At 57.5% G+C, this 13,743-nt stretch carries 13 protein-coding genes and 2 pseudogenes; 4 read left to right on the plus strand and 11 right to left on the minus strand.

What is annotated here, in order from left to right; translation table 11 throughout:
- The first annotated feature begins 50 nt into the window (after positions 1–50).
- Entirely contained in the window at positions 51–800 is a 750-nt protein-coding gene (locus tag HRH33_RS17580; protein ID WP_167417932.1) for an alpha/beta fold hydrolase, read from the plus strand.
- A gap of 175 nt (positions 801–975) precedes the next feature.
- Here HRH33_RS17580 and HRH33_RS17585 read toward each other — a convergent pair whose 3' ends face one another.
- Positions 976–2,487 carry a M10 family metallopeptidase C-terminal domain-containing protein gene (locus HRH33_RS17585; protein WP_167417933.1) on the minus strand — a complete coding sequence of 504 codons (1,512 nt, stop codon included), beginning with the start codon at positions 2,485–2,487 and terminating at the stop codon, positions 976–978.
- A gap of 210 nt (positions 2,488–2,697) precedes the next feature.
- Here HRH33_RS17585 and HRH33_RS17590 point away from each other — a divergent pair, with 210 nt between their 5' ends.
- A complete protein-coding gene (locus HRH33_RS17590) occupies positions 2,698–3,561 on the plus strand; it encodes a LysR family transcriptional regulator (RefSeq protein ID WP_173603533.1) in 864 nt (287 codons plus the stop codon).
- Between the two features lie 72 nt (positions 3,562–3,633).
- On the opposite strand, the gene HRH33_RS17595 is transcribed toward HRH33_RS17590, so the two are convergent.
- Positions 3,634–5,076, minus strand: coding sequence for a hypothetical protein (locus tag HRH33_RS17595; protein WP_034098972.1), 1,443 nt, complete (start codon positions 5,074–5,076; stop codon positions 3,634–3,636).
- Between the two features lie 661 nt (positions 5,077–5,737).
- Between HRH33_RS17595 and HRH33_RS17600 the strand changes: the two genes are divergently transcribed.
- Both HRH33_RS17600 and HRH33_RS17605 read left to right on the plus strand, forming a co-directional pair.
- A complete protein-coding gene (locus tag HRH33_RS17600; protein WP_135948306.1) occupies positions 5,738–6,085 on the plus strand; it encodes a hypothetical protein in 348 nt (115 codons plus the stop codon).
- Between the two features lie 81 nt (positions 6,086–6,166).
- Positions 6,167–6,496: a hypothetical protein gene (locus tag HRH33_RS17605; protein WP_167417934.1), complete on the plus strand. Its 330-nt coding sequence runs from the start codon at positions 6,167–6,169 to the stop codon at positions 6,494–6,496.
- Positions 6,497–6,756: 260 nt separating this feature from the next.
- Here the strand turns inward: HRH33_RS17605 and HRH33_RS26435 are convergent.
- From HRH33_RS26435 to HRH33_RS17640, 9 genes and pseudogenes are all read right to left on the minus strand, one after another.
- Positions 6,757–6,912, minus strand: a pseudogene (locus HRH33_RS26435) (alanine racemase); the annotation flags it as partial.
- A 277-nt stretch (positions 6,913–7,189) separates the two neighbouring features.
- Complete coding sequence (locus HRH33_RS17610) at positions 7,190–7,567, minus strand: hypothetical protein (protein WP_167417949.1); 378 nt, start codon at positions 7,565–7,567, stop codon at positions 7,190–7,192.
- A 2-nt stretch (positions 7,568–7,569) separates the two neighbouring features.
- Complete coding sequence (locus HRH33_RS17615; protein WP_094066941.1) at positions 7,570–7,947, minus strand: hypothetical protein; 378 nt, start codon at positions 7,945–7,947, stop codon at positions 7,570–7,572.
- A gap of 2 nt (positions 7,948–7,949) precedes the next feature.
- Positions 7,950–8,150 (minus strand): annotated as a pseudogene (locus HRH33_RS26440) (hypothetical protein); the annotation flags it as partial.
- Positions 8,138–8,524, minus strand: coding sequence for a hypothetical protein (locus tag HRH33_RS17620; RefSeq protein ID WP_167417935.1), 387 nt, complete (start codon positions 8,522–8,524; stop codon positions 8,138–8,140). The pseudogene HRH33_RS26440 and the gene HRH33_RS17620, both read right to left, overlap by 13 nt.
- 189 nt (positions 8,525–8,713) lie before the next feature.
- Complete coding sequence (locus HRH33_RS17625; RefSeq protein WP_034137827.1) at positions 8,714–9,091, minus strand: hypothetical protein; 378 nt, start codon at positions 9,089–9,091, stop codon at positions 8,714–8,716.
- Positions 9,092–9,093: 2 nt separating this feature from the next.
- Entirely contained in the window at positions 9,094–10,089 is a 996-nt protein-coding gene (locus HRH33_RS17630) for a hypothetical protein (RefSeq protein ID WP_167417936.1), read from the minus strand.
- 137 nt (positions 10,090–10,226) lie between these two features.
- Positions 10,227–11,291: a lipocalin-like domain-containing protein gene (locus HRH33_RS17635; RefSeq protein ID WP_167417937.1), complete on the minus strand. Its 1,065-nt coding sequence runs from the start codon at positions 11,289–11,291 to the stop codon at positions 10,227–10,229.
- Positions 11,281–13,743, minus strand: a complete 2,463-nt coding sequence (locus HRH33_RS17640) for an ABC transporter permease (protein WP_167417938.1) — start codon at positions 13,741–13,743, stop codon at positions 11,281–11,283. Before HRH33_RS17640 ends, HRH33_RS17635 begins: the two co-directional genes overlap by 11 nt.

Raw genomic sequence — 13,743 nt, forward strand, 5'->3', positions numbered from 1 at the left:
CAGGTCCTTGGTAAAAACGCCGCTGTCATACAGCTGCCCTGGACCTCTCGATGACTGTCGTAAAACACTTGGCGTGCGGTTGCCTCTGGCTGCTGGCAGGCCTTGCCTTTGCCGAGCCGTTGATCAAACCCACCGCCATCGATTGGTTGCTGGACTGCCCGCTGCCCGCTACCGAGCGCCTCGACCCCAGCGTGCTGGCGCGCACCCAATGCGGCCTCATATCGGTCCCGCGTAACTATGCAGCGCCCCGTCAAGGCAACCTGCGCTTGTTTGTCACCCGCGTTGGTGCCCGCGAGCCGTTAAGCCGCCAGGGCGTGGTCTTCACCCAAGCCGGCGAACCGGCGCGTAAGAACAGCAGCGGCACCTTCGCCATTCAACTGGCCAGCCGCTGGAATACCCACGCCACCCCGGCCTATCGCACGCTGCTCGATCGCTATGACGTGATCGAACTCAGCGCGCGCACTATCCGCCAGCCCAACGACGTCGAATACGCCGCCCGCGACATGGAATACGTACGCGCCCAACTCGGCGATGCCCAACTGCATTACCTGGGCAACGCCGAAGCCACGCGGCTGGGCAATCGCTACAGCGCGCTGTTCCCCGAACGCGTGGCGCGCATGGTGCTGGTCAACGCCGACCCCGACGACAGCGGCCCCCTGCAAGTCGAACAGCTGCGTCTCAAGGAGCCGGCAAAGGCGGATGCCGGCGCTTGCATCACCCGTTGGATCGGCGACTTTCTGGCCTACGGCAGGCAGCCGCCGCCCTTCACGCGCTGCCTGGATCTGGGCGATTGGCCATAGCACACTGTTTGCGACCCTTTGCCGCCGAAAGCGACCTCTCGCGTTGACGCTCCGGTCGGATCGTTATTAAGTGCTATTTATCCGCATTAATACGATAAATCGCACCCATGCTACGCATGAGCGGTGCTTCAGCGAGCGGTAGCCGATCGAAGGGCTACCGCCGCACCTTCAGGATTTATTTCACGAAATCGCCCCAACTCAACATCTGCTCGCTGTCAATTTTGAGCATAAAGTCGGCACGCCGATCGCCATCCAGATCAATCTGCAGTACTTCCTGACGGGCATTTTCGTCGTACGTCAGCATGACTTGCCGCCCTTCACCGCTGAACTTGGAAACTAATTCGACCGGTTTTTGCGCAATGTCGCGCCGTGGCCTTGTGGAATTTAAGCCGTTCCGCAATTCCTCGATCGGAGAATAGTTACTTTCATCGATATAAGTACTCTCGGGCCCGGTCGCACGGAGATTGGAAATATCGATCTTGTCCCTACCCGACACAAAGTCCGTGATTCGATCAGGCGCCTGCGGTGTCGATTGCTCAGGGGTTAAAAAGACGTAAGTGTTCTTGCCACCACCACCGGACAATTCGTTCTGTGCCGCGTTGCCAATCAATATGTCGTCGCCGGCCCCGCCTTTAGCGTTTTCTATTGTGGTGCCTTTGGCGATGAACACATTTTTTCGCATCCCTCCAATATCCGAGGGTGTGCCTTCATTGAGATTGATGACCTGGTTTTGGCTAAAGCCGGAAAAATCCAGGGTGTCCGTGCCACCACCGTCCCACACCGTGAATACCGGTGCGTCAGCGTTCGAGTGCAGGTGATAGGCCTCGCGGTCGGCATTGGAATTAAACCCATAGGTGGTATCGCCCGTACGGGTTTGATGATTGACACCGTACAGTTTTTGCATCGCCGCGATGTCATCGACCATCGGCGTTGAAGGCGAATGGTGCATGCCGTTTTTGTGAAATGACTGCCCGGAGTGGTGTTCGCTCCAATAGCTCATAATGCTGTGGCCGCCGGTGTCCTCCGCGTATGTGGCCGTGTTGTAACTCACGCCAGCGGGATGGCTTCTGAACGGATGCGCTAGCCCAAGGGCGTGCCCGACCTCGTGGGCAAGGGTTTTGTGGCCTTCGTTGTTGTGGCTCGGTGCGGTATGAGCGTCTTCCGTGCCGTTGAGCCAAACCTCGGCGACCGGCACGTTTATTTGAGCGCGGGGGCGTGATGCCATGAATTGGCGGGCGCCTTCGGAAGGTGGAAGGCTCGCGAACGCGTTGCGACCTTGGGGGTCCAGGGCGAAGTTGCCGAAACTGATGTTGCCATCCTCCTGCGTCCCTGGGCTGGCCTGGGTGAAACTCAAATTGGCAACATCCGACCAGTGCTCCATGGCCCTGAGTGCCGATTCCTTTTGCGCTTGATTGAATTCGCTGAACTGCGTGAGCCCCAGCTGGCGGAATGACTGCCCCGCCGTTGTCAGAAAACGATAGGCGATGTCCGTTTTTCCATCACTGTTAAGATCAGGCCAACGCAAATTGTCACGGGTTATCTCATCGGCCGCCTGCTGGATGCTGTAGGAAGGCTTGCCATTGATCTCGCCCCCGCCGCCGCGTTGATCGGCGTGCAGTACGCGATCCAACTGAGTGACGGTCGCGCTGGCATAGGGTGAAATGGTAATTGTGGGTGAGTTCGTCATAGCGTGTCTCCGAGGCACTCAATCAGTGAGATGACAAAAAACCGGGGGGACGTATTCCCACCGTCGCCGTCGACTCTAGGTCTGCAAACAGCGGGTTGGCAGGCGCTTTTCCTGAGTGACATCCCATACATTTCCGTCCGGCGTGTATCCCGATTCCCCCATCCCATGGCATCCCCTCTACAATGCCTCCCATTCATTCGCGGGGGCTTCATGGATATCGAACTGGCACGCACCTTCCTCGAAATCACTCGCTGCGGCAGCCTGGCCGCGGCGGCAGAGAAACTGCACGTTACCCAGACCGCCATCACCGCCCGCGTGAAAAACCTGGAGAACCAGCTGGGCTGCACGCTGTTCGTGCGCAACCGGGCCGGGGCGCGACTGACCGCCGATGGCGAAGCGTTTGTGGTGTACGCCAATCAATTGCTGCAAACCTGGGAAGCCGCGCGTCGCGACCTGCCGTTGCCCGATGGCTATCGCAATGTGCTGCATATCGGCGGCGAGGTGAGCCTGTGCAACCCGCTGATGCTCGGCTGGGCCCAAGCCCTGCGCGAACACATCCCCGGTCATGCCCTGCGTACGGAAATCCGCGAGGGCGACTATCTGTTGCGTCAACTGGAACTGGGCGTGCTTGACGCCGCGCTGGTGTTCCAGCCGCACTACTGGCCGGGGCTGCAAGTGGAGCAGGTGTTGGAGGAAAAACTGATCCTGGTGCAATTGGCGAGCAAGCCCGAACCCTACGTCTATATCGATTGGGGCCCGGGGTTTCGCCAGCAGCATGACGCCGCCCTGCCCGACCGGGCCCGCGCCGCCGTGAGTTTCAACCTCGGCCCGCTGGCACTGCAATACATCCTGGAGAACGGCGGCGCCGGGTACTTCCGCACGCGGGTGGTGCAAAGCTACCTGGACAGCGGCGTGATGCGGCGCGTAGCCAAAGCGCCCGAATTCAGCTTTCCGACGTACCTGGTGTACGCACGGGCGCGGGATTCGGCGGTGTTGCAGCAGGCGCTGGAACTGCTGCGCGGGGTGGTCAAGGCCGAAGGGAATTGGTCACAGCGCTGGGATCCATTGAGTTAAGCCATCAGCCATTGCCGCAAAAAAAGGGGGCAGCCTGTGCAGGCTGCCCCCTTTTTCACTGACGCGTCACGATCAATGCACGATGGTCTGGGTGCAGATATGCCCCAGGCTGACGTACTGCACATTGTCACCACCGACGCCTACCCCCGGAAACTCAGCCAGCTCGATGCGCCAGCCGCCCTGGTTGTAGGTGGTGTCCCACTTGTACGGCACACCGGTGCTGCTGTCGTTGATGACCGTATGGTAATCGCCGAAGCAGCTGCCGATATTCGCCGTGGCCGAGGTCGCACCTGCGCTGTTGGTGGTGGCCGGGTAGTCGACCCAGCGGTAGTCGAAGTCGATGAAGTGGTTGTCCACGCGCAGCACCGGCGTGACACCCAGCAACGGCGCACCAGTGGAGTCGGACCATTGCGTGCTCCAGTTCAGAACCCGCGCGGTTTGCGTGGCCAGTGGCATTTCCGAAACCGGCACGCGAACGATGTTGTCACCCTTCACATCGTGGTTATTGAGGCGCGGCGTGGAGCCCAGGCTCAGTTGGTACTGCTTGGTCGCATCCTGCGCCACGTTCGGGTTGGCCCGTACCCGCACTTTGACCGTGGTGCCCGGCGCCACGCTGGGGTAGGTCGACGTCGAACCGGCCGGTACCGTGACCCAATTGACCCCGTCGAAACGGTCGAAGATCCACTGGTTGCGACTGCCGGTTTCATCACCGGCCAGGTACATACTCACGCTCTGGCCGCGCACGGCCTTGAAGTCGAAGTAATCGACATCGTTGGCGTTGTCGAGGTTACCGCTGACTTTGTTCATCGAGTCCGGCAGCACGAAGGCGGTTTGCGGCGTGTCGTTGGGTTCGTAGGCATCGATATTGGTGTCTACGGCAACGCCAAAGCTGAACTGCCCGTTGCTGGCGGCATTGGCCACCATGTACCAGTAATAATCCCCCGCCGGCAGCACGCCATTGAGGTATTCATCGGCGTTGCCGGCGGCATCCGAAGAGCCGACCAGGCTCAGGTTGCCCTGGCCGTCGTCGAGGAACAGGTTCAGCGACATGTCGGTGCCGGCGCTCTGGTTGACCAGTTGCACTTGGATGCGCGCATTCTGCGGCAGGTTGAAGTGGTAGGCGAACTCGTTGCCGGTCTGCACCCCGTCCACGCTGTAGAGCGTGTTGATATCCAGCGTGGGGAACAACGGCTCGAACGCAGCAATGGCAGCGGCGCTCAATTGGGCCTGCGCCGGTTTTTTCAGTTCACCGACCACGGTGTCGAACGGTGCGGTTTTCACCGCCTGGGTCAGCGCCTTGGACTGGCCGGTCTTGGCGGCCTTGAGTTTTTGCTTGAGCGAGGCCGAAACCTTCGCCCCATCCAACTTGCCGCCGGGCTTGAGCGCCTTGTCGACCGCCTGCCGGACGGCCTGGGCACTGAGTTTCTGAGGGGTTTGCTCCGCCAGCGCAAAGGCCGAAACAAAGCAGGAGGCCGCCATGGCCGCGCCGAGCATAAAGGCTTTTTTCGATTTCATTTTTTATCCATCCATAGTTAAAAACTGAAGGTCAGGTGACATCCGGTCACCTGGGATGGACTGTAGGACACAACTGTATGCATGTACAGTATTTTTTTGAAAAAAATGTGGGATGAAGGAAAAGCGCATGTAGGAAAAGGCTGCTTCTACAGCCAGGTCCCCCAATACCCCCAAACCCACCGCCCAAACCATCACAAGGCGATAGGGCCAAACGGCCCAACGCTTGAGTGCAAGGGGGGGCCGGCTTATTTATCGACCAGTATTATCTGCGATAACGGGGACAGATTTATTTAATCAACCCACTCCTTTGGGCCGTCAGTACTCTATGGAATCTAATAGATCCGCCCCCTTTAACCCTGTTCGAGGTCGGCCACAAAGCACCATTGATCTCTTTACCTCAGCCTATCTGGTTTGCACGACACCACTTTGTCTGGCTACCGCTTTTCACGGCTTAACCGTTACATCCACCGCTAGGATATTTATCGTCAGCCACCCAAAATTTGGCTCTTGGATTATTTCAAAAAAATATAAAAAACTGTCATTTTTCACAGGTGCATTTTTATAAGAGTCACATAAAGTTAGTCTTGCAAGGTAAGTATGATCAGGCAGAGAGTAGCGTCCTGACTGTTATTTATTTTTAGGCTGCGGCGAGGGTGGAAAAATGGCAAAGGAAAATCCTGCACTTCAGGGGACTTATTTTAGTGAAACCGTTAACGGCACGTATTATACGTTTCACATAATTTTTGCAGATTATGATACCGGAGTAATAAGAGGCAGGTGGGGTAAAGGTCGATTCTTGGGGACTTCTATGGGGCGATCTGGGTATCATCGCGCCGATGACGGAAAAACCACCGATATGACACTAGATTTTATTTTTGAGAAGTGTTTATTGGTAGCCACAGACTATAACTATAATAAGTTTACAGGTAATTTGATCAATATGTTTAACGATGAAGTAATTTCTTCGATTACTTTCAACAAGTCAAAAGATCAAATTGTCAGTGGTTAAAGTATAAGTTTTTGCGGCAACATATAAAAGATTACTCGAACTTCATTATCTGTGCTTTTTATATTTTATGAGGATTGAATAATGTCGGGAAAACAAAATCCAGCTCTTCAGAAAGCGTTTATTTCTGAAACTGTTGCTGATGGCTCCTATTATACGGTGCTTGTTAATTTTGCGGACTATGACACTGGCTCTATAACGGGCACCTGGGGTAAGAACAGTGCGCCTTCAGCTGATCTTGGGCGGTCGGGTTATCACAGGCTTGATGAGTATCAACAAAGTAGCGTTACTTTCGATTTTGGCAATGAACGATGTATTTTACTGGCTAGTAACTATGAGTACCTGAGGCTAGAAGGGGAGCTTTATAATACACAGACAAAGGTTATAGTGCCTATTGTATTTAATCGGGCGTGATGTTGGTTGTGCAAACGCTAACTGTATAGAGGGCGAAGTATGCTAGGTAAAATTCATTAGAGGGGAGTGGCACATACTTAACCTTCTTCGTATGCCCATTTTCCCTGACTTAGGCTCTTGCTGCCCAACGCGCTTGAATTTGCATTGGTTAAATTGCGGGAGCGGGCTTGCCCGCGATAGCAGGGTATCAGTTTATAAATGGGTGGCTGATACACCCTCATCGCGGTCAAGCACGCTCCCACGTGTGGATGGTGTTCGGCTTATTTATCCACCAGTATTTTGGGATTGGTATTACCTAACACTGTATACAGGTCAGCCAACAATGCCTCATTAATGTCCTCTCTCTCCGCCTGAGTCGTCTGCACACTCCCCTGCTTGCCAAACAACACCACCTCATCGCCGCTCTTCACCATCGGCATATGCTGGGATGGCGGCTAACTCTGCCTCGGACACAGATCCTTCTTTCACATAGCACTTTGGAATTGAGAGGATATCGATCATCAAACCCATGCGATGAAATCTGGCGAGTCTCTGGTTACGCCCCATTTACGTTTGTGCTCAAGAACCATTTTGCTCTTACTGAAATAACTCTCCAGCTCTTCCAGCCTTCTATGTTCGGCAAATAACATCAGTCCTAACATGACGAAAGTAAAAACTATCAACAGAGTGATGTAGACAAGAAAAAATCCACAGTCAAATCCACTCTGGCCACCCATGAAACCAGATATACCAAACGCAGGATGCGACAAACCAAACGCAAGCAACACGATAAGGCCACAACGCCCATCGTTTAAGCGCTAAAGGAACAGATGCCAGTTCCGCCTCAGTCACAAGACCGGCTTTCAGAAAAGCCTTGGGCGTTGACAGAATATCGATCATCAACCCCATGCGATGAAAACGGTCAATTCGCTGATTTCTTTTCCAAAAACGATTATGTCTACAAACCTTCTCGTTTTCACTGAAATAACTTTCCAGCTCGTCGAGTTTTGTATATTCGGCATAAAGTATCAGTCCCAAAACGATAAACGCCCCGCCAAACACAACAATGGTGTAGACAAGAAAAAAATCCACAGTCAAATCCACTCTGGCCACCCATGAAACCAGATATACCAAACGCAGGATGCGACAAACCAAACGCAAGCAACACGATAAGGCCACAACGCCCATCGTTTAAGCGCTAAAGGAACAGATGCCAGTTCCGCCTCAGTCACAAGACCGGCTTTCAGAAAAGCCTTGGGCGTTGACAGAATATCGATCATCAACCCCATGCGATGAAAACGGTCAATTCGCTGATTTCTTTTCCAAAAACGTTTATGCCTACAAACTTTCTCGTTTTCACTGAAATAACTTTCCAGTTCGTCGAGTTTTGTATATTCGGCATAAAGTATCAGTCCCAAAATGACAAGCATCCCACCAAACCACACGATGGTGTAAGCAAGAAAAAGATCCATGGCTATGCGCCCTCTGGCTGGAATATCAAATCACCATTAACTTCCAGGATCTGCCCACCCAGAAACGCCCCGCCATCGCCGAACAAATTGCCGCCCTCATACCCACCCGCTGCACCTCCGATAACACTACAGATGAGTTCACCACGCCCTTTAGCCGCAATACCTAAAAAGATGTTGCATGCACGCCGACTTAATTTAGCGCCATTTCGACGCCGCACCATCTACGCCAAACGGACCAAGCGACGGTGCCGATAACCCAAATGAGGCCAAGGTAATAGGGCCACAACACCCAACGCTTGAGCGCTACCGGCACAGACGCCAGTTCGGCTTCGGTCACGACACCTGCTTTCACATAGCGTGCTGAGTCAGACAGTAAATCAAACATCAACAACATGCGGTATTGCCTGTCGATCCAATGATTTTTTCTCCAGAATCGCTTATTGGCGCGGACCCTTTCGTTATGAGTGAAATAACTTTCCACTTCGTCGAGTTTTGTATATTCGGCAAACAGCGCCAGTCCCAAAACAACAAACGCCCCAACAAAATGCACAATGGTGAAGGCAAGAAAAAACGACACGTTTAAGCCCCCTCTGGCTCGAAGATCAAATCACCGTTAACCTCCAGGATCTTTCCACTCAGTAATGCAAGCCTACCGCCTGCCCACCCGCAGCGCCGCCAATATCTGCGCACGCCAGCGCCCCTTGTCCCCTCATCGAAGCGCCCAAATGTGGATGTACAGTATTTTTTGAAAGTTATGTAAGACATTTCAGATTTCAATGCCGCCCCATCTACGCCAGACAGCCCCGATGAGCAACGCGAGAGCCCAAATGTGGCACAGGCGATAGGGCCATAGAGCCCAGCGTTTGAGAGCTAACGGAACGCAGTCCAACTCAGCCTCGGTCACAAGTCCTTTTTTCACATAGCGCTTTGGCATTGAGAGGATATCGATCATCAAACCCATGCGATGAAATCTGGCGAGTCTCTGGTTACGTCCCCATTTACGTTTGTGCTCACGAACCACTGTGTTCTTGCTGAAATAACTCTCCAGCTCTTCCAGCTTTCTATGTTCGGCAAATAACATCAGTCCCAGGATGACGAACGTCAAAATAATCAACAGGGTGACGTAGACGAAAAAAAGGTCCATGACTACGCATCTTCCGGTTGGAATATAAAAACACCATCGATTTCCATGATCTTTCCACCTACGAACCCACCGAAATCGCCAACTTCGCTACCTCCCACATACCCTGCCCCAGCACCTCCGATAATTGCGCAGGCCAGTCTGGCGTTAGCTTTCAGAGAAACCCCCAACACCATATCGCAAGCACGGCGAGCAAATGCAGCCCCGTACTTCCCCCCAACAGCCGCCCCCGACACCGCCCCCACCAACCTCCCCGTCTCCACATACTTCGCCCTCCTGCACTGCGCCTCCCGCCCCGTCACACACGCCTCCTTGATCTCCAACCCCGCCACGCCCACATCCAGCGCCACGCCGAGATAGGTCCCTTTGCCCAGCCACTTCGACATTTGCGCGGTCTCCCGAATCCGCTGTGCATACCCGGCGATCTCACCTTTATGCAGATAGCTTTTGGTCGATATTCCCAGCACCTTTTTCAACGATTCATGCCCCTGCAACCCTGTGCCAAAACGTGCCGCGCCTTGCAGTTGCAGGTCCAGGCGGCGGAACAGGGTCTGGCGCTGTTGGATAAAGGCCTCGCGGTCCAATGCGCCGTGTTTCAAGCGCTGGTGCAACTGCTCGATTTCTTCCAAGGTCTGCGCCACGTCATTCAGATGCCGCGCCCAGGCCGCTGTGGCGCTACCGATGCCTATGGAGCTGTACGCCATAAAGCTTTGTAACAAGTCATAGTTGCCGATCAAGACCTTGCCGGTGGATGAGTTCATGTCCAGGTTGCGTCGCACTGCTTCGGCATGGCGCATCAACCAGGCTTCCTCGCCGGAACAACTTACGCTGTGGGGATCGGGAATAATCACCAACTGCCCCGGCGTGACCAGGCCGGGGCGCAGGTGCCGGTTCAACACATCAAAATGTTCGGAACGTTGTCGGGTCGGGGCGCTGCCCATCAGGCGGGATTTCAAGCTGTGGTAGTCCGTGGTGCGGTCGTTGATATAGCTCTGCGCCATGCCCTACATCCGGGATGCAAAGAAGATGGCGTGGAAATATAAGCAAGCGCCTACGCCCCGGACACAAGCGCAGGTGGGGTGAAGCGCATTTGGGAAGTTGCCTACTGGGTGAGGAAATAGCGCCTACGGAAACGCCCCTAATAGCCGGTCATCTCCAAGTAACCCACCCCACCGTCAAAGCGCACCGGGCCTTCCCAGTACGGAATACTCAGGTTCATCCAGGCGTTGGGGTTAAGCGCCTCGGTGGTGATGTCCAGCTGTTTGCTGGGGATCTTCAGCGACCAGCGCGTCGGTATCTGGCGCCCGTCGATGGCGGTAGTGTGCAACGGCGTCAGTTGGATATCGCCATTGTGCAGGGTCTGGGTATGGCCTTCGCGGTCGATCCAGGTGCCGGTCAGGTAGGGCGCACCGTCGGTTTGCCGCACCCGGAACAGCATCAGTTGTGCGCCGCGATCCAGGTGCAGGGAGAACCAGTCCCAGCCGCTCTGGCTGGCGCTCAGCGGTTGGCTGCTCCATTCGCGGTCGAGCCAGGCGGGGCCGCTGACCTGATAGGTCTTGCCATCAATGCTTACGCTGCCCTCGGCGCTAAAGAATGGCTGGCTGTAGTAATACGACGCCTGGCCCTGATCGGATTTGCGGCTGTAGCCGTTGTCGCCCTGTAACACCAGCGGGCGCTGGGAGGTCAGGCGCAGGTCGTAGGCAAATTGCGCACCGTGGGCCTTGAGTTGCATGTCGGTCAATGCGCGGGTGGCACCGGGGCGGCTGGCGAAATTCCAGTCATCGATCCAGGCATTGAACGGCGCCGCTTGCGCCCCGGCCTGGCCCACGCCGCCACGGGCAAAGCGTTCGGCGGCGTAGTGGCGGGTGGCGGATGTGACGGCTGCATGTCCGAGCCACAGGGTGGAGTCGTGCCAGCCCGGTTGGGTGGGCCCGGCCTTCAGGGCGTTGCGAAACAATGTCCACTGCACACCGAACTGATTGCCCTGGGCATCCTTGAGATTGGCGGTGACGTACCACCATTCGATGCGATACCCCGCGTGGGGGCCATGGTCTTCGGGAAAGCTGAAGACTTTGCCGGGCACCACTTGGGCAAAGTCCGCCGCATCGCTGCCAAGGCCGGCGAAGCTCTCCGCGGGCGCTGGGGCTTTATCGCAGGCCGCCAGCAGCCACAGCACAGCCCAACACAACGACTTAACCTTCATGGGCAAATGTCCTCAACAAGTCCGCCGGACGGCTGCGATACAACTGCCACAGCGGCCAGGCCGAAGCCAGCAACGTGGCCAGCAGTGCCAGGCCCAGCAATTGCGCCAATTGCCACGGGAACACCTGCAACGGCAGGCGCCAGCCGAACGCCTGCACATTGATCACCGCGTCCAGGCACCACGCCAGCAGCAGCCCCAGCGGCAGCGCCAGGCACAAGGTGAGCACCGCCAACAGCCAGGTCTGGCCCAGGTTGAGCAGCATCAATTGTCGCCGCGTCACGCCCAGCGCCCACAGCGGTGCGAGTTGACCGAGGCGGCTCTGGCTCTGGGTCAGCAAGCTGATGAACAACGCCACGCCCGCCACGCCAAGGGTCAGGCTATTGAGCGCGGCGGTGGCGGCGAATGTGCGTTCGAACACCTGGCTCGACCAGCCCTTGAGTTGCTGCTGATCGATGATGCGGCTGTCCTCCAGGGCAAACACCCGTTGTAGGTCACGGATCAGCGCTGGCACATCGGACGGCGCGACTCGCAGGTTGAAACGCGACGGCGACAGGCCCGGCCAGTGGCTGAGCAAGTGGGTGGCATTGATCAGCAGATGGCCCTTGGGGTTGCCGTAGTCGGCGTAGATGCCCACCACCTTCGGCGTCCACGGCCCTTGCGGCGTCGACAGGGTCAGCGTGTCGCCCAGGCTGACGGCCAGGCGGCGCGCCAGTTGCTCGCTGAGCATCACGCTGTCGCCGTCACGCAACTGGTCCCAAGGCGCGCGCGCCGCTTCCAGCAACGGCCAGTGCTGCCGATAGGTGGGATCGTCGACCACCCCTGACAGGTCCGCCGGCCAGCCTTGCACCTGCACCGCCACCTGCCAGTTAGGCAGTACCGCACGCACCCGTGGTTGCTGCGCCAGCCAGGTGCCCAGTTGCTCGGCCTGGGCCGGGCTTTGGGGGTTGAGGTACAGCTCGGCGGTCAGGCGTTGTTCCAGCCAATGATTGAATGTATGGCGAAAGCCCGATGTCATGGAACCGGCACCGATATTGGCGGCCAGCGCCAACAGCAACGCCATCAGCGCCAAGCTCAGGGCCGGCAGTTGCTGACGGCAATCGGCGAGAAACCATTGGCCGAGCACCGAGCGACTGCGGCCCAGCACTGCTTTGAGCAAGCCGTTAAGCAACACCGGCAACCCCAGGGCGGCGCCCAGCAGCAACGCGGCCATCAACACAAAGCCGGCGGCCAGGCTATCGCCGCGCCACAGCGCCAACAGGGCCACCAGCAGCGCGGCGGCGGCCACGTAGCCTTGACGCCGCAACCAGCGCCCGTGGGCCTCGTGCCAGGCTTGGGCATTGGCCAACGCCAGCAACGGCAGGCGCGCCGCACGCCATAGGCTACTGGCGCCGGCGAGCAAGGCGCCGAGCAGGCTAACGCCCAAACCGGCCAGCCACCAGCCTGGGTTCAGGCTCAATTGCCCCGGCACTTCGGCGCCATACAGACCGCGCAGGCTGGCGGCCACATCCGGCAGCAACAGGCTGGCCAGCAGGTAACCGCTGGCCACGCCGAGCACGCCGCCGAGCAACGCCAATGCACCCAACTCCACCCCTAAGCCGACGATCAGGCAACGCGCGCTGACGCCGCAGGCACGCAAGGTGCGCAGTAACCCACGCCGCTGCTCCAGGGCCAGGCCGATGGCGGCATGCACGATAAACAGCCCGACTACGAAGGACAAAAAGCCCAGTGCGTCGAGGTTCAGGTGAAAGCTCTCGGTCAGCCGCGCGAGGTTGTTGTCCTCGCCCTGCTTGAGTTGGAGCCCGGCGGGCGGCGTGGGGTGGTCGGCGGCGAAGGCGTTGTCCAGCAACAGGCGTGACAAACCCTCGGGCATCCCCAGCAACGGCTGGGCGAAAGCGATATCCGTGAGCAACAGCCCAGGCGCCATATCCGCTTGGGCCTGCAACGGCGGCAGGCGCTGCCCGTTCAGCGTCAAGGGTTGCTCGCCCGCTTGCAGCCCGAGGGCCTGCAAGGTTTGCGGTGCGACCCAGGTGCGGCCCGGCGGCGCGAAGAACGCCAGCATCTGCGCCTGGCTCAAGCGCTGCCCCGCCACCGCGCCACTGCCCGGCAGCGACAGCGGATCGATGCCCATCAATTGCAGGCGCAGGTCTGCATGCCCTTGAAGTTGCACCCTGCCCTGCACCACCGGCGACACCGGCCACCCGGCACGGCGCAACTGGGCAAACAGTGCCTGGGGAAAACTGGCGCCGTCCGGCATCGCGAGGCTGGCCTGGGGTTCGCCGCCGATCAATTGGCTGGCGCGGGCGTAGCTGTCGCGCGCCTGGCTGTTGAGGGCTTGCACCCCGGTCAATAACGCGGTGGCCAGCCACAGGCCGGTGAGCACGCTGAAAAACTGCACGGGATGGCGTCGCCAATGGCTGAGCAAGGCGCGCAACGTCCAATACAACACCGCCAC

Source organism: Pseudomonas rhodesiae (assembly GCF_013285305.1).
Classification (GTDB): Bacteria; Pseudomonadota; Gammaproteobacteria; order Pseudomonadales; family Pseudomonadaceae; genus Aquipseudomonas; species Aquipseudomonas rhodesiae.